Annotated in this window: 17 protein-coding genes and 1 pseudogene; 6 read left to right on the top strand and 12 right to left on the bottom strand. The window is 75.2% G+C overall.

All coding sequences use genetic code 11. The features are described from left to right. Positions 1-3: 3 nt before the first annotated feature. The 11 genes from EBO36_RS04725 to EBO36_RS04670 form a co-directional block, all read right to left on the bottom strand. Positions 4-450: a phage tail protein gene (locus EBO36_RS04725; protein ID WP_122825451.1), complete on the bottom strand. Its 447-nt coding sequence runs from the start codon at positions 448-450 to the stop codon at positions 4-6. Beyond that, complete coding sequence (locus tag EBO36_RS04720; RefSeq protein ID WP_164471347.1) at positions 450-1,763, bottom strand: hypothetical protein; 1,314 nt, start codon at positions 1,761-1,763, stop codon at positions 450-452. The genes EBO36_RS04725 and EBO36_RS04720 overlap by 1 nt, the downstream gene beginning before the upstream one ends. 2,460 nt (positions 1,764-4,223) lie before the next feature. Beyond that, on the bottom strand, positions 4,224-4,382 hold the full coding sequence (locus EBO36_RS04710) for a DUF6760 family protein (RefSeq protein WP_122823591.1): 159 nt from the start codon (positions 4,380-4,382) through the stop codon (positions 4,224-4,226). Next, positions 4,379-4,843, bottom strand: a complete 465-nt coding sequence (locus EBO36_RS04705; RefSeq protein WP_122823590.1) for a hypothetical protein — start codon at positions 4,841-4,843, stop codon at positions 4,379-4,381. Before EBO36_RS04705 ends, EBO36_RS04710 begins: the two co-directional genes overlap by 4 nt. Then, complete coding sequence (locus EBO36_RS04700) at positions 4,843-5,292, bottom strand: phage tail protein (RefSeq protein WP_122823589.1); 450 nt, start codon at positions 5,290-5,292, stop codon at positions 4,843-4,845. Before EBO36_RS04700 ends, EBO36_RS04705 begins: the two co-directional genes overlap by 1 nt. A gap of 52 nt (positions 5,293-5,344) precedes the next feature. Next, complete coding sequence (locus EBO36_RS04695; protein WP_122823588.1) at positions 5,345-6,901, bottom strand: phage tail sheath family protein; 1,557 nt, start codon at positions 6,899-6,901, stop codon at positions 5,345-5,347. Positions 6,902-7,028: 127 nt separating this feature from the next. Then, positions 7,029-7,658 carry an eCIS core domain-containing protein gene (locus tag EBO36_RS04690; protein ID WP_122823587.1) on the bottom strand — a complete coding sequence of 210 codons (630 nt, stop codon included), beginning with the start codon at positions 7,656-7,658 and terminating at the stop codon, positions 7,029-7,031. A 95-nt stretch (positions 7,659-7,753) separates the two neighbouring features. Then, a complete protein-coding gene (locus tag EBO36_RS04685; RefSeq protein WP_122823586.1) occupies positions 7,754-9,916 on the bottom strand; it encodes an ATP-binding protein in 2,163 nt (720 codons plus the stop codon). Further along, the gene (locus EBO36_RS04680; protein ID WP_122823585.1) at positions 9,913-10,629 is read right to left on the bottom strand and encodes a Pvc16 family protein; all 717 of its coding nucleotides are present in this window, start codon (positions 10,627-10,629) and stop codon (positions 9,913-9,915) included. The genes EBO36_RS04685 and EBO36_RS04680 overlap by 4 nt, the downstream gene beginning before the upstream one ends. A gap of 3 nt (positions 10,630-10,632) precedes the next feature. Continuing rightward, entirely contained in the window at positions 10,633-13,356 is a 2,724-nt protein-coding gene (locus EBO36_RS04675; RefSeq protein WP_164471346.1) for a DUF11 domain-containing protein, read from the bottom strand. Between the two features lie 115 nt (positions 13,357-13,471). After that, positions 13,472-14,095 (bottom strand): helix-turn-helix transcriptional regulator, encoded by a 624-nt coding sequence (locus EBO36_RS04670; RefSeq protein ID WP_122823583.1) that lies wholly within the window; start codon positions 14,093-14,095, stop codon positions 13,472-13,474. Positions 14,096-14,307: 212 nt separating this feature from the next. Here EBO36_RS04670 and EBO36_RS04665 point away from each other — a divergent pair, with 212 nt between their 5' ends. The 4 genes and pseudogenes from EBO36_RS04665 to EBO36_RS15435 all read left to right on the top strand — a co-directional run bounded on the left by EBO36_RS04665 (position 14,308) and on the right by EBO36_RS15435 (position 19,697). Beyond that, complete coding sequence (locus EBO36_RS04665; RefSeq protein ID WP_122823582.1) at positions 14,308-15,630, top strand: COG1470 family protein; 1,323 nt, start codon at positions 14,308-14,310, stop codon at positions 15,628-15,630. A 7-nt stretch (positions 15,631-15,637) separates the two neighbouring features. After that, positions 15,638-15,955, top strand: coding sequence for a PAAR domain-containing protein (locus EBO36_RS04660; protein ID WP_187695844.1), 318 nt, complete (start codon positions 15,638-15,640; stop codon positions 15,953-15,955). A 138-nt stretch (positions 15,956-16,093) separates the two neighbouring features. After that, a pseudogene (locus tag EBO36_RS15440) lies at positions 16,094-17,104 on the top strand (serine hydrolase domain-containing protein); the annotation flags it as partial. A gap of 169 nt (positions 17,105-17,273) precedes the next feature. Beyond that, positions 17,274-19,697, top strand: a complete 2,424-nt coding sequence (locus tag EBO36_RS15435; RefSeq protein WP_222928773.1) for a family 10 glycosylhydrolase — start codon at positions 17,274-17,276, stop codon at positions 19,695-19,697. Positions 19,698-19,754: 57 nt separating this feature from the next. On the opposite strand, the gene EBO36_RS04645 is transcribed toward EBO36_RS15435, so the two are convergent. Then, positions 19,755-20,186 (bottom strand): SAM-dependent methyltransferase, encoded by a 432-nt coding sequence (locus EBO36_RS04645; RefSeq protein ID WP_122823580.1) that lies wholly within the window; start codon positions 20,184-20,186, stop codon positions 19,755-19,757. A gap of 225 nt (positions 20,187-20,411) precedes the next feature. Here EBO36_RS04645 and EBO36_RS04640 point away from each other — a divergent pair, with 225 nt between their 5' ends. Together EBO36_RS04640 and EBO36_RS16020 are read left to right on the top strand one after the other, a co-directional pair. After that, entirely contained in the window at positions 20,412-21,611 is a 1,200-nt protein-coding gene (locus EBO36_RS04640) for an MFS transporter (RefSeq protein ID WP_483400917.1), read from the top strand. Beyond that, positions 21,608-21,841 carry a hypothetical protein gene (locus EBO36_RS16020; RefSeq protein ID WP_483400916.1) on the top strand — a complete coding sequence of 78 codons (234 nt, stop codon included), beginning with the start codon at positions 21,608-21,610 and terminating at the stop codon, positions 21,839-21,841. Before EBO36_RS04640 ends, EBO36_RS16020 begins: the two co-directional genes overlap by 4 nt. Positions 21,842-21,845 lie beyond the last annotated feature (4 nt).

The raw sequence follows: 21,845 nt of genomic DNA, 5'->3' as shown, positions 1-21,845 counted from the left end.
CACTCAGCCCTTTCCACCGGGTGAGATGAACCCGTGGTGGGCGATCTCGACGGTCTCGGTGAGGACCTTGGGGTTGTCGGGGGTCATCGCCGGACCGGTCCAGCGCACCGGCACGACGTCGAGCAGGCCCCACTGGGCGATGACGGTCCCGTTCGCGCTCATCGCCTGGATGACCCCGGTGTGGCGCTCGTAGCCGCTGGCCATGCTGGCGATCCAGCGGGCGAGCTTCTCGGTGTCCTTGCCCAGCGGCCGGGTGAGCTTGATGTTGGAGTACTTCAGCCGGGTGGGCAGCTGCCAGACGGCGGTGTTGTGCCCGCCCTCCTCGCGGGTCTCCATCACCACCTCCGCGCCGAGGCCCTCGCAGCTGCTGAACGAGCCGAGGTCCACGCCGTCGAGCGTGACGACGTAGCGCACGCTCATCGCGGTGTCGATCTCCTGGAGCACGCTCATCAGGTCCACCTCCCATCCGTTCGTCGGCCGCGGCGCTCGCGGTCGAGGAGGACCTCCGCCCGCAGGCGTCGGGTGAGGGCCGGGAGCAGGCGCCGGGCCAGCACGTCGAGCTGCTCGGCCGTGAAGTCCGCGGGACCACCGGCCGGCGCGTCGGCCTCGGGTGCCTGCGCGCCCGGGGGGTCCGAGGCGGGTGGCGCGGGGGCGGGGACCTCGGCCGGGGAAGGGTCGACCGCGAGCGCGTCGTCGGGCGGGGCCGCGTCCGCGCCGCGGCCCCGCATCGACGGGGCATCGGAGGGGCGGGTCAGAGGCAGGGGTGCGGCGAGGTCCCACGCGCCCGGCCGGGGCGCGGGCCGGGGGCTCGGGAGCACGCCCGCGCGCCAGCGGGCGACGACGGGTTCCGCCGTCGCCGGCGCCACGGCGGCCACGCCGGTCCCGACCGTCGCGGGCGCGGGCGCGGGCGCGGGTGTGGTCGGCGGGAGGAGGGTCGGCGCGGCCGGCGCCAGGGCGACGGGGGTGCCCGGCGCCCGTCCGGCGGCGTCCGGCGCGGTGCCTCGATCCGCCAGCGCGACGGTGGACCGGCGGGTCGCTGATGACTGGGCGCCGAGGCCGGCGGCCGCCGAGGGGAGCCGGCCCGCCGGACTGGGCGCGACGGGACCGGTCCGCGTGTCCCCCGCCACGGCGGTCTGGACGCCGCTGCCCGGTCGAGCCGTCTCGTGCCGACCGGCGGTCCCGAGCGGGCCGAGGTGGCGCTGGACCGCGTAGCCCTGGGCGAGCGGACCACGAGCGGCGCCCAGCTCCGTGGCAGGCAGCGCGCGCGGCTCCGCGGCTGGCAGCACTCCCAGATCCGCGGGGGGCAGCACTCCCAGGTCCGCGGCGGGCAGCACTCCCAGGTCCGCGGCGGGCAGCACACCCCGCTCCGGGGCCGGCACGGGCCGTGCGTCGACGGCGGGAGGGCGCGGGGCGGCCGCGCCCGCCGCGGCGACACCCCGGTCCACCGGGCCGGGTCCGCCGCGTGGCGGCGAGGCGGGGATGGCCGTGGTCCCGCGAGCCGCGCGCGCGAGGGTGCGCTCGGCGGGTGGCACGGCGGGTGGCACGGCGCGCGGCGCGCCCGCCGCCGTCCCCTCGCTCAGGGCGCGACCGACGCCCGACGGCGCAGGGCCCACCGCACGCTCCTCACGGGGCGGCGCTGTCACGGCCCCCAGCACGGCACCTGCCACCGAGGCGGTGGGGACGCGCTGCACCGGGACGCCCGCAGGCAGCGACGCTGGCTCGCGCTGCGCGGCGCCGGACGTCGTCCCTCCCGTGCGCGCCACGCGGGCGACCGTGAGCTCCCCCGGCCCGGACGCAGGTGCGGCGCCCCTCCGCGCACCCCCGGCCGGAGCGATGGCCGGCGCGGGCGCGGAGGACACCCCGGTCGGCGCGGGCGCGGCTGAGCGCTCGGCCGGCGCCGTCGGGACTGAGAGCTCGGGCGCCGCGGTCGGGACTGAGAGCTCGGGCACCGGCTCACGGGGGACGGCCGCGGCGGGAGCCAGACCGAGAACGCCGACGGACTCGGGTGCCGCAGCCGCCGGGGGCGCGGTCCCCTCGACGGCGCGCGCGGCGCCGACGTCGGCCGCCGGCATCGGCACGCGCTCATCGGCACGCGGCGGCAGCGCGAGTGCCGCACGCGGGGGCGCCGGGGCGTCGGCCGGCGGCGGCACTGCCGCGGCGGTCCCCCGCGGCGGCGTGGCGGCGGCGCGCGGACCCTCGGGGAGGGCGCTCAGGACCGGACGCGAGGGGGTCGCCCCGATGGGCGCGGTGGTTCCGCGCGCCGCACGGGCCACGGTCGGCCCGCTGGACACGGACGCGCGCCCACCGTCGCCTGTCTCTCGCGGGGCGACGACCGCGGGAGCTCCCGGCATCCGCCACGGGAGCGCGGCTGACGTGGCTCCCCCCGCGTCGCCGGACCGGCCGGCGTCACCGGCGGGGAGACCTCCCCCCGCGGGGCGGTGCGCCAGCACCGGCACGGCCGCGCCTGGGTGGTCACCGCGCTCCGCTGCTGCCACTACCGGTGCCGCCGCGGGCTCAACTTTCACCGCCGGAACCATGCCCGGTGCCGCCGCGAGGTCGGGCGTCACCGGCGGAACCAGCTGCGGTGCCGCCGCGGGCTCAACTTTCACCGCCGGAGCGATGGCTGGTGCCGCCGCGGCGGGGCCGGGTGGCACCGGAGGAGCCGTGTCAGGCGCCGGGGTGGCACCTACTCCGACCTGGCCGGCATCGGCCGGGCGCGCGCTCCGGCCCGGCAGGTCGGCCGGCGAGGCGGTAGGGCTGGGGGCGCGCTGGATGGCCGGACCATTGGCGGAGGGAGCGGCGGCTCCGGGCACGACCCGCTCGCCGATGCTGGCAGCGGCAACCCCGGGCACGACCCGCTCGCCGTTGCTGCGAGCGGCAACTCCGGGCACGACCTGGGCACTGCTGGTCGCGGCAACTGCTGACGCGACCTGGGCACTGCTGGTCGCGGCAACTGCTGGCGCGACCCGTGCGTCGGACGTGGGAGCGGCGCGGGCCGGGCCCGCGGTGCGCTGGACGGCCGGCCCCTCGGCAGCCGGCCCGCTGGCCCGGGGCCGCGCCGCATCGCCGCCGCCCGCCGGGGCGCCGCCGCCCTCCGGTACCGCACTGCCCTTGATGGACGTCCCCAGCGGCGGCCGCACGGCGGTTCCCGGCGAGGGAGCGACCGGCGCTGCCCGCGTCACGCCCTGCGGTGCCGGACCAGGCACTGCCGCGCCCCCGCCCCGCACGTCGTCAGCCCGAGCGGAACGCGCGACCGACGGCAACGGGGCGCCGAGGCCCAGGCGCCGGTGCCGGTGCCCCACCGAACCGAGCGCCCAGGCGGCGTCGCCCGCCGCGGACGCAGCAGCCCCCGCAGCCGACCCGCCAGCCGGGGCCGGACCGCTGCCCGACGGCGCACCGGAAGGCACTGTCCCCGCCGCAGGCACCGTCGTCCGCTGGATCGGCACATAGGTCGCGGTCCCGTCGGACCAGCTCCCCGACGCGGACGGAGCGTCCCAGCCGGACGCCGCCGGCAGGTCCCCGGCCGCCCCGGCGGCCACCGGCGCAGCGACGCCGCCACTCGGACCCTCGTCACGAGCGGTGGGGGCGTGCGGCGCGCCGGGCCCGAACCCGCCCGGACCGCCCGGCACCGCGACCTCGGCAGGCGGCCCGCCCGGACCGCCGTCGGGCACGGCGAGCTCGGCAGGCGGTCCCTCGAGGGCGGGCACCGCCCGGTCCGGCGGCCGGTGAAGGTCCGGCGGCCGGTGAAGGTCCGGCGGCCGGTTGAGGACGAGGCCCTCGGGCACGACGGGGTGGTGGTGCGTGAGCGGCAGCCCGGCCACCCCGCCCGCGGCGGTCATCGCCCCGGTGGCGGGCGTCGCGCCCGTGAGGGTGCTGCGCTGGAGGGCCGACGTCACCTCCGCACCGGCCCACGCCGACGACGACCCCAGGCCGCGACCGTCGCCGTCGACCACCCCGGAGAACGTCATGGGCGTGACGACGTGGCTCATCGACGTCGTGAGGGAGGGGTTGCGCCAGGACGCCCAGGGCGCGGGCGTGGCCTCCCGCACCATCGGGCTCGGGCCGGCCGACACCCGCTGGAGGGGCGGCAGGAACGCCCACCCGGTGGGTGAGGCGGCCGGCTCCGCACGCGGCGGCGCCGCCGCCGGCTCAGCACGCGGCGCCGCAACCCGCTCAGCCGACGGCGGCGACGCGTCGTCGCGCTGCCAGGGCCACCGCACCGCTCACCCCTCCTCGGACAGGCGCGTGTTGATGGCGGCGATCTCGCGGACATAGCGCAGCCGCTGCGGGTGCTCGAGGTCGAGGATGTCGTCGAGCGGCCAGTGGAAGTGGTAGGCGACGTACGCGACCTCCTCGTAGATGCGGTCGGGCGCGTACGTCACGATTCCCCCAGGCGGCCACCGGAGAGGTCGAGGGTGAACCGGTGGGCACACTGCGGGCACGTCACCGCCGCCCGCGTGTGCCCCTCGGCGTTGATCCGGCGGTAGAGGTCCTGGAGGAACGCGACGTCGGAGGCGAACATGTTCTCCACGACGCTCGCCGTCACCGACGGCAGCGTCCCCAGCGCGGTGATGACCCGCGCGAGGAGCACCACCGTGGTGAACGCCGCGTTCTCCTGGACGCGCGCGTCGTACAGGGGCAGGAGCTCGTCCCGCGCGGTGGCGAGCCGCATGCTGCCGCGCGTGTGGAGCACGCCGTCGGCATCGAGGTAGCCGCGTGGGAGCTCGAAGTCGAACTCCGTGCGCAGCGCCTCGCCGCGCCGTGGCTCGGCACCCGGCGCCTCCCCCGGTGCCTCCCGGTCGGCCTGCGGCTCGAGCGCGGCGCCCCCCATCGCTCGTCGCATCAGACGAACTCCATCTCGTCCCAGCAGACGGTGAACGTCTCCGCGAGCGGCTCGGTGGAGCCTGCCTTGAGGGAGCCCCCCATCTCGACGTCCTTGATCCACACGTTGCGGAAGTTCATCCGCTTGATGGGCTGGGAGTCGGAGGTGTAGATGACCACCTCGGCGGTCTTCCGCGCCCCCTTGAGGTCGCCCTGCATGACGGCCTTGAGCCAGTCGGTGATCGTCTTGGAGTCGGTGAGGCCGCGCTTGACCTTGAACTCCCCCGGCTTCTGCCGGCCCATCATCTGCCGGGAGACGTACTTCCCGTCCTGTGTCTGCTGCTGGTAGGTCACCTTGTCGACCTCGGCCTTGAGGCCGCTGACCTCCATGACGTGCGGGACTCGGACGCCGTCGATCGCCACGCTGAACGCGTATGCGGTGGCCATGTCCATGGGGTCGGCGAGTGGCATCGTTCACCCTCCTTCGGGTCTGTACGGGCTCTGTGCGGGCTCGGTGCGGGACTTACTCGTTGACCAGGCTCGTCCCGCCGGAGAACTGGGCGAGCTGGAACACGACGAACTCCGCCGGCTTCACCGGGGCGACGCCGATGAGGCAGGTCACCTGGCCGGCGTCGATCGCCTCGGAGGGGTTCGTCTCGCGGTCGCACTTGACGTAGTACGCCTCGTCCGGGGTGAGCCCGAAGAGCGCGCCCTTGCGCCACTCGTTGACGAGGAACGCCGAGATGGTCCGGCGGACCCGGGCCCACAGCGCGTCGTCGTTGGGCTCGAAGACCACCCACTGGGTGCCCACGAGGATGGACTCCTCGAGGTAGTTGAAGAGCCGGCGGACGTTGAGGTAGCGCCACGCCGGGTCACTCGAGAGCGTCCGGGCGCCCCACACGCGGATCCCGCGGCCCGGGAAGCTGCGGATGCAGTTGATCCCCGCGGGGTTGAGCAGGTCGTGCTCGGCCTTGGTGATGTTCGTCTGCAGCGAGATGGCCCCGCGGACCACCTCGTTCGCCGGTGCCTTGTGCACGCCGCGGGTGTCGTCGTTGCGCGCCCACACCCCGGCCATGTGGCCCGACGGCGGGACGAACCGGTTGGTGCCCGAGGAGGGGTCGAAGACCTTGACGTAGGGCCAGTACAGCGCGGCGAACTTCGAGTCGTACCCGGCGCCGTCGACCCGCCACTCCTTGACCTGCTGCGCGGACAGTCCCGGCGGGGCATCGAGGATCGCCATGCGGTCCCCCATGAGCTCGCAGTGCGCGATCATCGCGACCTGGACGGCCTGAACCGTCTCGAGGTCGACCGCCCCCTGCTCGTACGCGGCGATGAGGTCGGGGACGGCGACCATGGTGATGTCGTCGATGGCCTCGAGGCCGCTGAACCCGGTCCGGTCGGCGGCGTCGCCGACGTAGTCCTGGGCGCCCAGGCGATCCGTGCTCGGAAGCTCCGGCTCCGGCTCGGGGGCGACGAGGCCCACCTTGCCCTTGTCCGGCTTCATGAGTGCGCTGCCGGCGACGACCTCCTCGATCGTCACGAGCTTGGACTGGGTGCTCACCTTGGTGGCGACGTTGTCCGCGCCCTTCTTCGTCGTCACGCCGTCGAAGGTCTCCACCGGCTTGTCGTCGACGTTGATGACGAGCTTGAAGCGGTCGTCGGCGGGCTTGTCGCCGTCGGGGTCCGCAACCTCGACGGTGATCGGCTTGGCGTCCGCCGACTTGGCGACGATGCGGTACCCGCCCAGCCGGGCCTCGGGCTTGCCGGCGATCGCCCGCCGCCCGTTGCCGTTCGCGCTGGCGTGGCCGTTCTCCCCGTCGGCGCCGATGCGGACGATGTAGCAGTTGCCCCCACCGTTGAGGAAGTAGCCGTAGACCGAGTGCGCGAGGTAGGAGCCGGGGACGAAGTCCCCGAAGGTCTCGGAGAACTGGGTCCAGTTCGACACGAGCGTGGGGGCGTTGACCGGCCCCTTCTCCGCGAGCCCCACGAAGGCCGCGACGGCGGTGCCTACGCCTTCGATCGGCCGAGACCCCGCCTCGACCTCCTCGACGTACACACCCGGTGACAGATAGGTCGGCATGGTTTCCCTCCTGGGCCGAAAGCACGTATCGACAGACTTGCCGCTGGGCCCGGCGGCCGAGAGGTCCCTGCGGCCGACAACCGGGGAAGGCCGCGCTGCACCTTCGGGCACGCGGCCGAGGGCGCCCCTAGACCTCGTCCTCGAGCTCCTCGCCGTCCTCGCTCACCCGCTGGACGGCCGGGGCGGCCATGGCGCGTTCCGCGGTGTCCGCGGCCTCCCGTTCGAACCGGTCGGCGGGGTCACTCACGCGCACGCCGCCACCCGCCGGGCTGCCGTCCACCGGACCGCTGCGCTGCTGGACGACGTGGGTGAGCTCGTGCGCGAGCACCCGGCGGCCGGCGTCCGAGGCGGGGTCGAAGCCGCCCTGCCCGAAGACGACGTCGCGGCCCACGGTGTAGGCGTGCGCGTCGACGGCCTGGGCGGAGGCGTGTGCGGCGGCGTCGTCGTGCACCCGCACGTCGGAGAAGTCGTGGCCGAGGCGCGTCTCCATCTCCGCACGCACCTCCGCGGGCAGGGCCGAGCCGCGTCCGGAGCCGACGACGTCCAGCACCGGGGAGCGTTCCTCCTCGACGAGGTCGCTGACGGCACCGTTGCCCGCGGCCCGCTGAAGCTGCAGGAGGCCGTCGGCGCCCAGGACGTCGGGGCGACCCAGCGCCGCCGCCCGCCCGAGCAGCGCGTCGGCAGCGGGCGCCGGGCGCGCCGCGGCCGGGCCTGGGGCCCGGGCGCCGTCGCGGTGGTCATGGTCGTGGTCGTGCATGGCAGCCTCCCGCCGTCGGACCGGGCCAGGATGCCCACGCACCCGGCGGCCGCCCAGGGGCGCCGGAGCGGTCCGAGGAGGCGGCCTCGGCTGCCCTATCGGGCGACGCCCGGCGCCGGGACCAGCAGCGGCCAGTACGCCCCGAACTCGCTCTCCAGGGTGAGCCGGCCGAGCTTGCGGTACTCGCGCTGGACGGCGACGACGAGGTGGCGCATGAGGACCGCACCGCCGTCCGCCGCGGCGAGGTACGCGGCCGTGACCGCCGCCGAGCGGATCGCCCCGCCCGCCATCTCGAACGCCCGCGCGCAGAAGTCGAGGTCGAGGTCGTCGCCGCGAGGCAGCTCTGGGCCCAGGCAGCGGTCCCACAGCGCGCGCCGGTGGCCCGGGTCCGGCAGCGGGAAGTCGACGACGACGTCGAGGCGGCGGGTGAACGCCTCGTCGATGTTGGCCCGGAGGTTGGTGGCGAGGATCGCCAGGCCGTCGAAGGACTCCATCCGCTGGAGGAGGTAGGCGCTCTCGATGTTCGCGTAGCGGTCGTGGGCGTCCTTGACCTCCGACCGCTTGCCGAAGACGGCGTCGGCCTCGTCGAAGAGGAGGACGGCGTTGACGCCGGCAGCGGCGCTGAAGATCCGCTCGAGGTTCTTCTCCGTCTCCCCCACGTACTTGTCGACGACGGTGGCGAGGTCGACGACGTACAGCTCGAGACCCAGGTCCGCGGCGACCACCTCCGCCGACATGGTCTTGCCGGTGCCCGAGTCGCCGGCGAACAGCGCCGCGACGCCGTGCCCGCGCCCGCCACCCGGGCGCATGCGCCAGTCGCCGAGGACCCGCTCGCGGTGCCGGGCCCGCAGAGCGACCTCGTGGAGCGCGGTGCGGACCGCGGGCGGCAGCACGAGGTCCGCCCAGCCGACGGCGGGGTCGACCCGGTGGGCGAGGCGCTCCAGCGCGGTGCCGTTCTCGGCCCGCGCCCCGGCGCGCACCTCTGCCGCCCGCACCCGGCCGTCGGGGTTGAGCCGAGCCTGGGCGCGGGCCGCCTCGGCGGCGCGGGCGACCTGCTCCGGGCGGAGCCGGAACTGCGCGGTGGCGGCGGCCTCGTCGACGTCCGCGGGCAGCCCGGCGCCCGCGAGGGCGTGCGCCCACAGCCGGCCACGCTCCGCCGCGGTGCTGGCGGGGACGTCGGCGAGGAGCGGAGGGCGCGCCGACCACGCCGGGTCCCACGTGCACTCACCGACGACGAGGACGGGCAGGTCCTCCGTGAGCAGCGGCGCGAGGAGCGCGGGCCGGTCGCGGGCCTCGCGGAGCACGTCGGCCCCGACGGCCACCAGCCCCGCACCGGTGAGCCGGGCCTCCCGGACGGCGAGGCGCGCCAGGCCGGCCGGCGCCGGCTCGGCCGCGAGGCGGGCGAGGTCCACGACGAGCGCGTGACGGCCGGTGCGCCCCAGCGCCTCGACCGCGAGGACCCGGCCCGAGCCGGTGGCCGGCTGGCGCAGGTAGACCAGGCGGGCGCCGGCCGCGAGGGCCCGGGCCAGCGGCTCGGCGTCCCCCCAGGGCAGGTCGGGGACATCGTCGGCGAGGACACCGGCGAGGGCGGGGTCCGGGGCGTCGTCCCCGAGGAGGTGGCCGACCACGCGGTCGGGCGCCCGCAGCGACCGCCCCGGCAGCGACCGGTCGCCGTCCTCGACGGTGACGAGGCCACCGGTGACGAGCGGGCCGTGGAGGACCCGCGCGCGGGCGGGCGCCGAGGCGAGCGGCAGGCCGCACAGCGCCAGGGCGACCGCCACGGACGGGCGGCGCCTCGTGACGTCGTCGTTGAGGTAGCCGAAGAGCTGCTCGAACCGCGCGTCGAGGTCGCAGGCGAGGGCGACGAGGAGGAGCTCGACGTCGAGGGCGTCGAGGCCGAACGCACGCGCGAGCGCGCGCAGCCGCAGCCGGGCGCCGGCCGCCTCGGCGGCGTCGGCGCGTTCCTCGGCCGCGGCGAGCGCCGCACCCCCGACCGGCGGGGCCGGCGAGGCGCGGTGGGCGAGCAGGCGGTCGACGGCCTCGTCGCTGAGGTAGAGGCCGCGGAACGGATCGTCCGGCTGGGGGTCGACGCGGCGTCGCTCCGCCACGAGGGCGCGGACGCGTTCCTCGACGATCCGAGCCCGGTCGAGGAGGTGGGCGACGCTCGCTGCATCCCCTGCGCTCCCCGGGCTGCCGGGGCTCCCCGCCGCGCCCTCCGCACGCGTCGCACCGTCCCCGGCGCGGACGTCGGTGCTCACCGCGGCTTCCGGGCTCGCGGCTTGCGGCCGCTTCCCGCGGCCGCCGGCTCAGGTGGCGGCGGTGGGGGCGCGGCGGCCTCCCCCTCGCCCGCGTCGTCCTCGTCGCGGTCCGGACGCCGCTGGCGCCGCTCGACGGCGCCCCCGTCCCGGTCGCCGATCTCGATGACCGGCCCCTCCTGGACCGGCGGACCGGCGGCGAGCAGCACCCCGGTCTGCACCGGGGCATTGACGACGAGGTCGAGGGACGGCTTGAGCTGGCCACCGAGGGCGGACCACACGTCGGCGAACCCGCGGTCCTCGGGCGGCGGCAACCCCACGCTCACCGTGGCGCGGGTCCCGTCCAGGGCCAACCCGTCGCCGACGAGCGAGGGCAGGACCTCGTACCGCAGGAAGCAGCGCAGGAGGGTGTCGAGGAGGCGGTGCTCGTCCTCGGGGCGCTGCGTCCACGCGGTGACGAGGTAGGAGAGCTTGAAGCGCCGGTTCGGTGGACGCCGTGCGGTGACCGCCCCGTCGTCCCCCCGCTCGACGACAAACCCGCGCTCGCGCCAGCGCGGGTCCTCGCGCAGGTCGTAGAGGTACATGTTGACGGTGGGCGAGTTCCGCCGGGCGGCCCAGTCCGTCGTCGGGGCGTCGAAGACCACCTCGACGTCGGACCCCTGCAGCGCCTCCTCGCGGACGATGGTGCGCAGGGCGTCGTCGATCTCCGGGATCACCGCTCACCCCCGGCCGAGGAAGCTGGGCGGGGAGTAGGTCCGGGGGACGACGAGCATGGAGGGCGCCGTCACCTCGCCGAAGGTCGGGCCGGCGACGCTCGTCGCCGTGAGATCGCGGTTGCCCAGCTGGTCCTTGGGCACGATGAGGACGGGGACCCGCAGGGTCCCGTCGGGGCGGACGACGAACGGCCCGCGCCAGCTCGTGATCCCCGGGTCCCACGCGAGGTCGATCTCGGCACCGGGTGGGAAGTCGACCCCGTAGGCGAGCGTCGCCTCCCCCGGCACGGCGATCGGGGGCAGGAGCCGCAGGCGCGGCTGCAGCACCTCCATGGGGGCGGTGTCGGTGTCGCTCACCGGGGCGTCGTCGGGAGCGGGCGCCGGGTCGTCCGGGGCCGGCGCCGGGTCACCGGGCGGGGACGTCGGGCCGTCGGGCGGGGACGTCGGGTCGTCGGGCGGGGACGTCGAGTCACCGGGCGGGGACGTCGGCTCGTCGGGCGGAGACGTCGGGTCACCGGGCGGGAGCGTCGGGTCGTCGGGCGGGGACGTCGAGTCACCGGGGGCAGGCGACGGGACGGCGCCGACGCCGACGCCGACCGTGATGTCGCCCGAGCCGGCCTGCACTGGCCCGAGGGTGAGCGTGAGCTCCCGGCTCGCCCCCGGCGCGAGCGCGCCCAGGGCGCAGGAGCCGTCGGCCGCGAGGCAGCCGAGGTCCGGCTCGGCCTCCGCCGCGCCCGGCCCGGCCTCCGCGGGGCCGGCGGCCGCGGGGACGACGACGTCGGGGTACGTGGTCGTCAGCGTGACGTCCTCGGCGTCGCCCGGCCCGACGTTGGTCACCGTGATCGTCGCCGGCACCGGCTCCCCGCCCACCCACGCCCGGTCGGTGGCGACCTCGAGGTCCACCTGGACGTCGGGCTCGAGGACGGGCGCCGGTGGCGGCGTCGTCGGCGGGTCCGTGGGAGGCGGGGTGGTGGGAGGCGGGGTGGTGGGCGGCTCGGTGGGGGGCGGCGTCGTCGGTGGCTCGGTGGGCGGGTCGGTGGGCGGCTCCGTGGTCGGCTCGGGCGTCGTCGGCGTGGGCGCGGGATCGACGGACACGCGCACGACATCGACGTTGTCCCCGGTCTCGGGGTCGGGCGTCGGCGCGGTGACGCGGCCCCACACGGGGTGCGTGCCGACGTCGGCCCCGACCAGGGTGAAGGTGAGGACCACCTCGTCCTCCGGCGCCGGCGTCGTCGGGTCGTCCGCGCCGGGCAGCAGGACGGCCGGGTCGTCCTCGCCCGGGACGGGGACCTCGCGGCCCGGCGGCACCGGCACCGTGCACGTGAGGACCTGACCGGCCCGCGTGCAGGTCGCCGGGAGCGCACCGGCCGTCGTGAGGCCGGCGGGCAGCTCGATCTCGACGGCGACGCCGCGCGCGGGCGCGGGCCCCGCGTTCGACACCGTCGCGGTGAGCGTCGTCGCGCCGCCCTGCTCGATCCCCGTGGGGACCACCTCGAGCTCCACGGACAGGTCGGCCCAGGGCTGGTAGACCGGGTCGGTGAGCTCGCGCCGCCCGTCGTCCTCCGAGACGTCCTTGCGGACGATCTCGCGCACCGCGCCTCCGTCGACGGCGATGGCGTAGATCCCGGTGTTGTACCAATCGCTGCTCGGGTAGCCCGAGAAGGCGATCTCCTCGCCGTCGGGGGACCACGCCGGGTCGGCGGAGAAGCTGACCGCGTCGGGGTCCTCGCCCTGGATGCCCAGGAGCAGCTCGACGTCCGTGACGAGCTGGGGGGCATCGGGGCCGGCCGGCGGGGCACCGTCCAGGGTGAGCAGCCAGAGCTCGCCGTACCGGTCGTAGACGACGCGGCTGCCGTCCGGCGACCACGCGGGGGTCGAGCCGGTGAACTCGTCGACGCAGCCCCCGCTGTCGGGGAAGCAGAACTCTCCGCCCTCGGGCGCGAGGACGTGGTCGGTGCCGGTCTCGACGTCGAGGACGGTCAGGGTGCCCCAGTCGCCGTCGAGGCCGTCGACGAAGACGATGCGGGCGCCGTCCGGCGACCACGACGGGGACGAGGCGGTGTAGTAGATGTCGCCGACAGGAGGATCGGCGAGCGCGGAGCGCACTGCGCCGGTGGCGAGGTCGAGGAGGTGGATCTGGGGAGGGACCACGACGCTGGTGGAGTAGTTCGTGCGGACGAAGGCGATCTGGTCCCCGGCCGGGGACCACGCCGGCTCGTCGTCGACATCACCCGGGGCGCGGACGTACTCCAAGGGGTCGGCGAGGGCGCCGGTGAAGTCCCGGTCGTAGGTCGTGGGGGTGGAGGCGTCGGAGACCACCAGCTCGCGGCCGGCGTCCTGCGTCGCCTGCCCCCGGTCCGCGCTGAAGACGACTTGCGTGCCGTCCGGGGAGTACGACGGGTCGGCGTCGTCGAGCACGACCGGGTCGGGGTCGGGCAGCTCGGGGTAGGGGTTGGGCACGAGCTGGCGCGTCGCAGCCAGCGTCCGCCACTCGGCGCCGTCCTCGGCCACTGCGTCGGCGACGTCGGCGGGGTCGGAGTACGGCGCCTCGTCGTACGTCTCCTGCTCGGTGAACGCCAGGCGCGGCTCGCCCGGCTCGGGGGCGAGGAGGACGGCGGGCAGCGCGGTCGGGGCGTCGCCGAGCAGGCCGCTGACGGCGAGCGCGGGCAGGGCCACCGCCAGGGCGGTGCCCGCGGCCAGCACCGTCCTGGCCGTGCGTCCTCGTCTCACGTACCTTCCCCTCGTCCGGCGTGACACACCCACGGTGACCGCGCCCGGCGGTGCACCGTCACCCAGGCGGGGACAGCACTTCGGGCAGCCGGGCGCGCACGATGGGGCAGCGCGCTCAGATCAGGCCCTCCCGCAGCGCGTACGCCACGGCGTGGGAGCGGTTGCGCAGCTGCAGGCGGCTGGTGACGTCGTGCAGGACGTTCTTCACCGTGCGCTCGGAGTAGGCCAGCTGGCGGGCGACCTCGCCGGTGTCGTACCCCTCGGCGATGAGCCGCAGGACCTGGATCTCCCGCGCGGCGAGGCCGGTGAAGGTGAGGCCCCGCGGACCGAGGACCTGGCGCTGGAGCCGGCCCACCTGGTCCAGCAGGCGCCCGAGGAGGTCCGGGGGGACGGCGCCGTCGCCCGCGGCGGCGCCGCCGATGACCTGGACGAGGCGCTCCGGCGTCGCCTCTCCGCGCCGCACGATCCCGACGACACCCGCCTCGACGGCGGCGATGAGCTCGTCGTCACCGAGGTGGCCCACCACGAGCACCGTGCGCGTGAACCCGCGCCGCTGCACGACGTGGAGCATCCGCAGGGTCTCGTCATCGACGGCATCGGCCACCACGACGGCGACGAGCGCGGCGTCGATCTCGTCGGAGCTCACCACCCGGATCTCCGGACGTGGTCGCAGCTGGCTGACCACCCCGGCTTCCGAGATCGGGTCGCGCGCACTGACCCATACCGACACCCGTTCCATGACACGCCCCTCTCGCCGGGGTGGTGCGGCGCCTGTCGCCGGCGCCGGTGGCGGCGTCCGTTGCCTGCGACCGGCGGCCCCCCTCGGTGCGGAGAGTCTGCTCGGGTGCACTCTTCGTGCAGTCAACGGTGGCTCAACGGGCACCGGACGTGCCCCACAGAGCGGCCCCGCCGTGCCCCCGGCAGCCGACCGGTGCGGCATACGGTCCCGGCATGAGCACGACGGCGAAGCTCGAGACCCCCACCGTGCAGATGGCGGCCGGCTCGGTCGAGACCATCCCCCTGCAGATCCGCAACGACTCCGACATCGTCGAGGGCTACCGGCTGGAGGTCCTCGGCGTGCCCAGCGCCTGGGCGACGATCGAGCCGGCGGAGATCACCGGTCTCTACCCCGGCGCCGAGACCACGGCGACGGTGGCGTTCCACCCGCCGCGCAACGCGTCGGCCCCGGCCGGCGAGCTGAGCTTCGGGGTGCGGATCGTCCCCACCGAGCACCCCGAGCAGGCCGTCGTCCCCGAGGGGGTCGTCGAGGTCCTGCCCTTCCTCGACACGACGGCGGAGCTCATCCCCCGCGCGTCCCGGGGGCGGCGCGGCGCCCGCCACCAGCTCGCCGTCGACAACCGCGGCAACGTCGCCATCACGGTCGACCTCTACGGGGCCGACGACGGGCACCTGCTCACGGTGAGCCCCCGGCCCGAGCGGGTGACGGTCGAGCCGGGTCAGGCGGCCTTCGCGGACGTGCGGGTCAAGCCGGTCTCGTCGCTGTGGCGCGGCCCGTCGATCACGCACCCCTTCACCGTCACCGCCCGCACGGAGGAGACCTCCTCGGTCACCCTCGACGGCACCCACCTCCAGGAGGCCCTGGTCCCCCGCTGGCTGCCCAAGGCGCTGCTCGCCGCTCTCGCCCTGCTGCTCCTCCTGGCGGCGCTGTGGTTCCTCGTCCTGCGCCCCACCATCGTCTCCACCGCGCAGGAGGCCGTGGAGGAACCCGTCGCCCAGGCGAACGAGCGCGCGGACGAGGCGGCGGCGCAGGCGGACGAGGCGGCGGCTGAGGCGGAGGAGGCGGTGGTGGCCGCCCAGAGCGCCCAGGGCGCCGCGTCCCAGGCCGGGGAGGCCGCCGTCGAGGCCAACGAGCTCGTCGGGGCACCGGTGCTCCAGGAGATCGCCGTGCCGCTCTCCGACCGCCTGCAGGCGCAGACGCCGCCGGCGACGACGACCACGCGGACCTTCACCGTCGAGGAGGGGGCGACGGTGCGGCTCAACGACTTCGTCGTGAGCAACCCGCAGGGCGACTTCGGGCGGGTCCAGGTCGAGCTCGACGGGCAGACGCTCTTCGACCTCGCGCTGGAGAACTTCCGCGACGTGGACTACCACTTCCAGTCCCCGATCGTCGCGGGGTCCGGCGCCGAGCTGACGATGACCGTGCGCTGCGACGAGGTCGGCGTCCCGCCCGCCCAGAACCCGCCGCCGACCACCTGCGACACCGCCGTCTACTACGGCGGCACGCTGGCGCGGCCACCGCAGCCGGAGTCGTGAGCGCCTGATGCCCATGGGGCCGGCCCTGCGCGCCGGTGACACCACCCTGTGCCCGCTCTTCGACGGCCCGAAGCCCCACGTGGGCGGGCCGATCACCCCGGCGGCGACCGTGCCGACGGTCCTCATCGGGGGCGCGCCCGCGGCGGTGGCCAACAAGATCCCGGGCGGCATCGTGTGCGTCTCCCCCGCGCCGAACGGCATCGCCATGGGCAGCCTCACCGTCCTCATCGGAAGCTTCCCCGCCGCCCGGCTCGGGGACCTGACCCTGCACGGCACGCCCATCGCGCCCGGCCCCGGGATGCCCACGGTGATCATCGGCGGCTGACGCGGCGCCGCTCGCGACCGGCCGTAACCGAGTTTCAGAGACCAATGGCTAACAGAAAACTCTTGACCGCCGCGTGAGGCGGTCGGCACAGTGCCCCTGTCCGGTCGGCGGTGCAGCCGGCCCCACGGGAGGAACGACATGAGACGAGCGCTAGCCCTCGGCAGCATCCTCGCGGTCACGGTGACCGCGGCGATCCTGCCCGCGTCGGCCGACACCGCGGCCCCCACCGCCGTCGGCGATGTCTCGCTCGGCTGGGACCGTAGCGACGCCCCGCAGCGGACGCTGCGCGACGGCACCGCCGCCGAGGTGGGCCTCACCCAGGAGTTCCTCGACGCCATCGAGCCCGCCCTGGAGGCCGGCCTCGACACGGAGCCGAACCCGCTCTACCCGGGCGCCGTCTCCCTCGTCGCCGCCCAGGGCGTCGTCGTCGACCGCACGAGCACGGGCCACGCCCTGCGCTGGGCGGACGCGACGACCGAGCTCCCGGCGGAGGAGTGGGTGCCCATGGCCCCCGACACGATCTTCGACATCGCGTCGCTGTCCAAGCTCTTCACCGCCGTCTCGGTCATGCAGCTCGTCGAGGACGGCGAGATCGCCCTCGACGACACGGCGGCCTCCTACCTGCCCGCGTTCGGGGCCAACGGCAAGGAGGAGGTGACGCTCACCCAGCTCCTCACCCACACCGCCGGCCTGCCGGCGTGGGTCAACCTCTACAGCGCCCCCGACGCCGAGGCGAGCCTGCAGCGGGTCTACGACGTCGCGCTCGCCACCCCGCCGGGCACCCGCTACGTCTACAGCGACCTCGGCCTCATCACCCTCGGCAAGATCGTCGAGGAGGTCTCCGGGCTCACCCTCGACGCCTACGTCGCCGAGCACATCACCGGCCCCCTGGGCATGACGGACACCATGTACAACCCGCCCGCCGAGCTGCTCGGGCGGATCGCCGCGACCGAGTACCAGGCGACGCCCGACCGGGGCCTGGTCCACGGCGAGGTCCACGACGAGAACGCCTGGGCGCTCGACGGCGTCGCCGGGCACGCCGGGGTGTTCTCCACCGCCGACGACGTCGCCGTCTTCGGCCAGATGCTCCTCAACGGCGGGGTGTACGACGGCGCCCGCATCCTCGAGGCGGCGACCGTCGAGGAGATGATGCAGGACTACACCGGCCAGCTCGGCGCCGACCACCGCGGGCTCGGGCCGGAGCTCGAGGCGTGGGTTCTACCACGACGTCCTCACCAGCGCGGACAGCGCCGGGCACACCGGCTACACGGGCACCTCGCTCGTCATCGACCCGCGGACCGAGACCATCGCCGTCCTCATGACCAACCGGGTCCACCCGAGCCGCGCCTGGGGCAGCATCAACCCGGCCCGCCGCGCCGTCGCCCGCGCCGCCGGCCTCGCCACCCCGGTGACCGGCTTCGGCCGCGACGAGGCGTGGTACTCCGGCATCGGGGACGAGCTGACGAACACCCTCACCTTCGACGTCACCGCCCCGGACGGCGCCGACCTCGAGCTCGACCTCTGGTACCACACCGAGCCCACGGACCTCCTCCACGTCGAGGCCTCCGACGACGACGGCGAGACCTGGGTGCCGCTGGACGGCACCCTCACGGCGGGCACGGTGGTCCGCGAGAGCGACGGCACCGTCGCGGGCGACGGCGAGTGGCGCTGGTGGGACGCCGACTTCGCCCTCGGCGACCTCTCGGGCGAGGTGACCGTCCGCCTGCGCTACGTCACGGACGCCAACACCGCCGGGCGCGGCGTCTACCTCGACCGCATCACGGTCACCGCCGGCGCGGAGCGGCTCTTCGACGACTGGCTCACCTCCGACGCCGCCACCATCACCGCCGACGGCTGGTACCGGGTGGCCGAGAACGGCCTCACGCCCGTCGACACCGCGCCCGTCGAGCAGTTCCGTGCCTACTGGGTGGACGCCTTCAACGAGGGCATCTACTCCCCCGCCCAGGTGAGCGAGCTCGTCAGCGAGGCGCAGAACATCGGCGCCAACGCGCTCGTCGTCCAGGTGGGCCGCCGGTTCGACTGCTTCTGCAACGACTCGGCCTTCCCGCGCACGCAGGCGGGCATCGACGCCGCCCCGTACGACCCGCTGGAGGAGGTCATCGACCAGGCGCACGCCGCCGGGATCGAGGTCCACGCCTGGGTCAACGCGACGACGCTGTGGAACTCCGCGACGGCGCCGACGGACCCCGAGCACGCGTACAACCAGCACGGCCCCGACGCCGAGGGGGCGGACAGCTGGCTCAACGTCAAGGTCAACGGTGACGACCGGGCGGGGAACAACACCTACATCGACCCCGCTCACCCCGACGCGGTCGACTACATGGTCGACGGGATCGCCTCGATCACCGAGAACTACGACGTCGACGGCGTCAACCTCGACTACATCCGCTACCCCGACTTCAACGCTACGCAGACCCAGAACGACTGGGGCTACTCCGAACTCTCGCTCTCCCGGTTCGCCGCCGCGACGGGCCGCACCGACCGTCCCGCGCCCGACGACCCCGAGTTCAGTGACTGGCGCCGCGACCAGGTCTCGAACCTCGTCCGCAAGATCTACGTCTCGATGTACGAGGTGGACCCGCAGGACCGCCTGAGCATCAACGGGATCACCTACTCCTTCGGCCCGCCGAGCTACGAGGAGGGCTGGGAGGGCACCCGCCCCTACGCAGAGGTTCTGCAGGACTGGAGGGGATGGTTCGACGAGGGGATCATCGACACCATCACGGCGATGAACTACAAGCGGAACTGGATGCCCGACCAGGCGCAGATGTTCGCCGAGTGGAACGCCGCGCTCGTGGAGTACCGGGGCGACCGGCACGCGGTCTCCGGCCCGGCCCTCTACCTCAACGAGGTCGAGGACTCCGTGGCCCAGGCCCAGCAGATCGTCGAGCTCGGGCTCGACGGCTGGAGCGGGTACTCCTACGCCAACCCCTCGCTCACGGCCAACGCCTCGCCGTCGGGCGCGGTCAAGGACGCCGAGCGCGACGCCCTCGCCATCGCGCTGCGCGCGGACGTCTTCGCCGAGGACGCCGTCGTGCCGGAGATGACGTGGAAGACCCAGCCGACGACCGGCACGGTGTCCGGCCGCGTCGAGCTCGCCTCGGGCGACGTCGCCGACCAGGTCGACGTCGTGCTCGTCCCCGTGGAGGGAACGGCCGGGGAGCCGGTCGCGGCCCGTACCGACGGCTCGGGCTGGTTCGGGGTGCTCGACCTCGCGCCCGGGCGCTACCGGGTGGAGACCGTGGAGGACACGGGCACGGCGCCGGTGGTCGCCACCATCGTCGCCGGTGAGGTGACGGACGTGTCGCTGGTGCCGGGCGAGGACCCGACCGACCCGCCCACCGACCCGACCGACCCGCCGACCGACCCCACCGACCCGCCGACTGACCCCACCGACCCGCCCACCGACCCGACCGACCCGCCGACTGACCCCACCGACCCGCCGACTGACCCCACGGACCCGCCCACCGACCCGACCGACCCGCCCACGACGGACGAGCCGACCGGTGGGGTGGACCCGACCGGTGACCCGGGCGACGGAGCCGACCCGAGCGACGGGCCGACCGGTGGGACCGACCCGACGGACAGCCCGACGCGGCCCGGAGGCGCGCTGCCGGACACCGGCGTCGGGGGCTCGGCCGCGCCGTGGGCGGCGGTCCTGCTCCTCGCCGGGGCGCTCACCGCGTTCGCGGTGCGACGCCGCGCGGTGAGCGGCACCTGAGACGTCCCGGCAGCGGATCACACACGGGCAGATCCGCTGCCGGGACCCCGCCGGCCGTCAGCTGAGCGCGACGGCGGTCAGCGGTGACCCGGTGTCGATGTACAGCGTGCCGCCGGGGATGACGGCTCTCCCGATCGCTGCCAGTGCCGGTGGGTACAGGTGGGGGTGGCGTCCGTCGAGGGCGCCCACCCGGCACCCGAAGGCGAGGTCGAACAGCGCCGTCCCCGGGACGAGCGCGAACGCCTCGACCGGTGCGCACATCGTCGACACCACCCCGGCCTCGATCTCCCGCGCGCAGGTCGCGCGGGTGCGCGCAATCCCCGCGGCCGAGCGGTCGAGGACGAGGACGTGCCCGTCGGGCCCGAGCCGGCGGGCGACCTCGCGCGCCGCCGCGCCCGGCGCTCCCCCGACCTCCAGCACCCGCAGGCCCGGCCGGAGCGGCAGGGCGTCCACGACGCGCGCCAGCCGGGGCGACAGGGCGCCCGTCATCGGCGCGGCCCCGGCGACCCGCGCCCCCGCAACGTGCCCGCCGTCGGCGTCAGAGACGTCACGCGACCACGCTGGCGCACGGACGCCCCGTCCGGCAAGGCCCCGGTGAGTTCTCGGGCCGGGGCCGGTCTACACGGGGGTACTGCTCGCCACCCATGAGAGGACCGCGCCGTGACCGCACCAGGCGCCGGGATTGCCCCGCCCACCCCACCGCCCTCGACCGCCATGCGCACGTTCGGACACGTCCTCGTCAACACCGCGGTGGCGAACGTGACGACGAGCTACCTGTGGTGGGCGCTCACGTTCTGGGCGTACCTGGAGACCCGCTCCGTGCTCGCTACCGGCCTCGTCGGCGGCGCCTACATGCTGTTCGTGTCGTTCAGCAGCATCTTCTTCGGCACGGTCGTCGACCACCACCGCAAGCTCGTCGTCATGCGCCTGTCGACGACGCTGACGTTCCTCGCCTTCTCGGTCGCCACGGCGATGTTCCTCCTGCTGCCCGAGGCCACGATCACCGACCTCGGCGCCCCGTGGTTCTGGACCTTCGGCGTCGTCATCCTCGCCGGTGCCGTCATCGAGCACATGCGGAACATCGCCCTGTCGACCACGGTGACGATGCTCGTGCCGGACGACCGGCGGGCGAAGGCCAACGGCCTCGTCGGGACGGTCCAGGGCATCGGGTTCATCGTGACGAGCGTGTTCAGCGGCCTGTCCGTCGGCCTCCTGGGGATGGGCGCGACGCTCCTCATCGCCCTCGGTCTCACCGCCGCGACGTTCCTCCACCTGCTGACGATCCGGTTCCCGGAGGACCGCGCCGTCGCCGCGCCCGCCGAGAACGCCCTCGCCTCCATCGACCTGCGGGGCTCCATCCGCGTCATCCGCGCGGCCTCCGGGCTCTTCGCCCTCATCATCTTCTCGACGTTCAACAACCTCATCACCGGGGTGCAGATCGCGCTGATGGACGCCTACGGGCTCGAGATCTTCAGCGTGGAGGGATGGGGCCTGGTGTTCGCCTTCGCGTCGACCGGCTTCATCATCGGCGGCGCGCTCATCGCACGGTTCGGCCTGGGCGCGGACCCTATGCGCACGATGCTGCTCGTCGTCGCCGGCATGGGCGTCGTCGGAGCCGGCTTCACCGTCCGCGAGTCCGGGATCCTGCTCGTGTCCGGTCTCTTCCTCTTCTTCGCCCTCGTGCCGGCGGTCGAGGCGGCCGAGCAGACGGTGATCCAGCGGGTCGTCCCGCTCGAGCGGCAGGGACGGGTCTTCGGCTTCGCCATGGCGTTCGAGACCGCGGCCGCCCCCATCACGGCGTTCGCCATCGCCCCCGTCGCCGAGCTGGTCGTCATCCCGTACGCCCGTACCGAGGCCGGGCGCGAGGCCTGCGCCCGTTCCTCGGCGACGGCGAGAGCCGGGGCATCGCCTTGATCTTCGTCATCAGCAGCCTCGTCATGGTGGCCGCCGCCCTCATCGCCTTCCGCACGCCGGTCTACCGCGCGCTGTCGCAGACCTACCGGGCCTCCGCGCCGCCGGTGGAGGAGACGACGGCGAGCGCGGCACCCGGGACGACGGCCGCGGAGGCCGCCCCCGCGACGTCACCGCCCGGCGCGGACGGGTCGCCCGCTCGCGCGGCCATCGGGGAGGACCGCACCGGCTGAGGGG

This window comes from Georgenia faecalis, from assembly GCF_003710105.1.
Taxonomy (GTDB): Bacteria; Actinomycetota; Actinomycetes; order Actinomycetales; family Actinomycetaceae; genus Georgenia_A; species Georgenia_A faecalis.
This window is presented reverse-complemented; position numbering and strand designations above follow the sequence as displayed.

What these genes read in the sequence shown, in the direction of transcription:
- EBO36_RS04645 (WP_122823580.1), bottom strand. Translation starts at nt 20,186, where the DNA reads ATGACGGGCGCCCTGTCGCCCCGGCTGGCGCGCGTCGTGGACGCCCTG.
- EBO36_RS04725 (WP_122825451.1), bottom strand. Translation starts at nt 450, where the DNA reads ATGAGCGTGCTCCAGGAGATCGACACCGCGATGAGCGTGCGCTACGTC.
- EBO36_RS04640 (WP_483400917.1), top strand. Translation starts at nt 20,412, where the DNA reads ATGCGCACGTTCGGACACGTCCTCGTCAACACCGCGGTGGCGAACGTG.
- EBO36_RS04700 (WP_122823589.1), bottom strand. Translation starts at nt 5,292, where the DNA reads ATGCCACTCGCCGACCCCATGGACATGGCCACCGCATACGCGTTCAGC.
- EBO36_RS04705 (WP_122823590.1), bottom strand. Translation starts at nt 4,843, where the DNA reads ATGCGACGAGCGATGGGGGGCGCCGCGCTCGAGCCGCAGGCCGACCGG.
- EBO36_RS04660 (WP_187695844.1), top strand. Translation starts at nt 15,638, where the DNA reads ATGCCCATGGGGCCGGCCCTGCGCGCCGGTGACACCACCCTGTGCCCG.
- EBO36_RS04695 (WP_122823588.1), bottom strand. Translation starts at nt 6,901, where the DNA reads ATGCCGACCTATCTGTCACCGGGTGTGTACGTCGAGGAGGTCGAGGCG.
- EBO36_RS04670 (WP_122823583.1), bottom strand. Translation starts at nt 14,095, where the DNA reads ATGGAACGGGTGTCGGTATGGGTCAGTGCGCGCGACCCGATCTCGGAA.
- EBO36_RS04690 (WP_122823587.1), bottom strand. Translation starts at nt 7,658, where the DNA reads ATGCACGACCACGACCATGACCACCGCGACGGCGCCCGGGCCCCAGGC.
- EBO36_RS15435 (WP_222928773.1), top strand. Translation starts at nt 17,274, where the DNA reads ATGACCAACCGGGTCCACCCGAGCCGCGCCTGGGGCAGCATCAACCCG.
- EBO36_RS04665 (WP_122823582.1), top strand. Translation starts at nt 14,308, where the DNA reads ATGAGCACGACGGCGAAGCTCGAGACCCCCACCGTGCAGATGGCGGCC.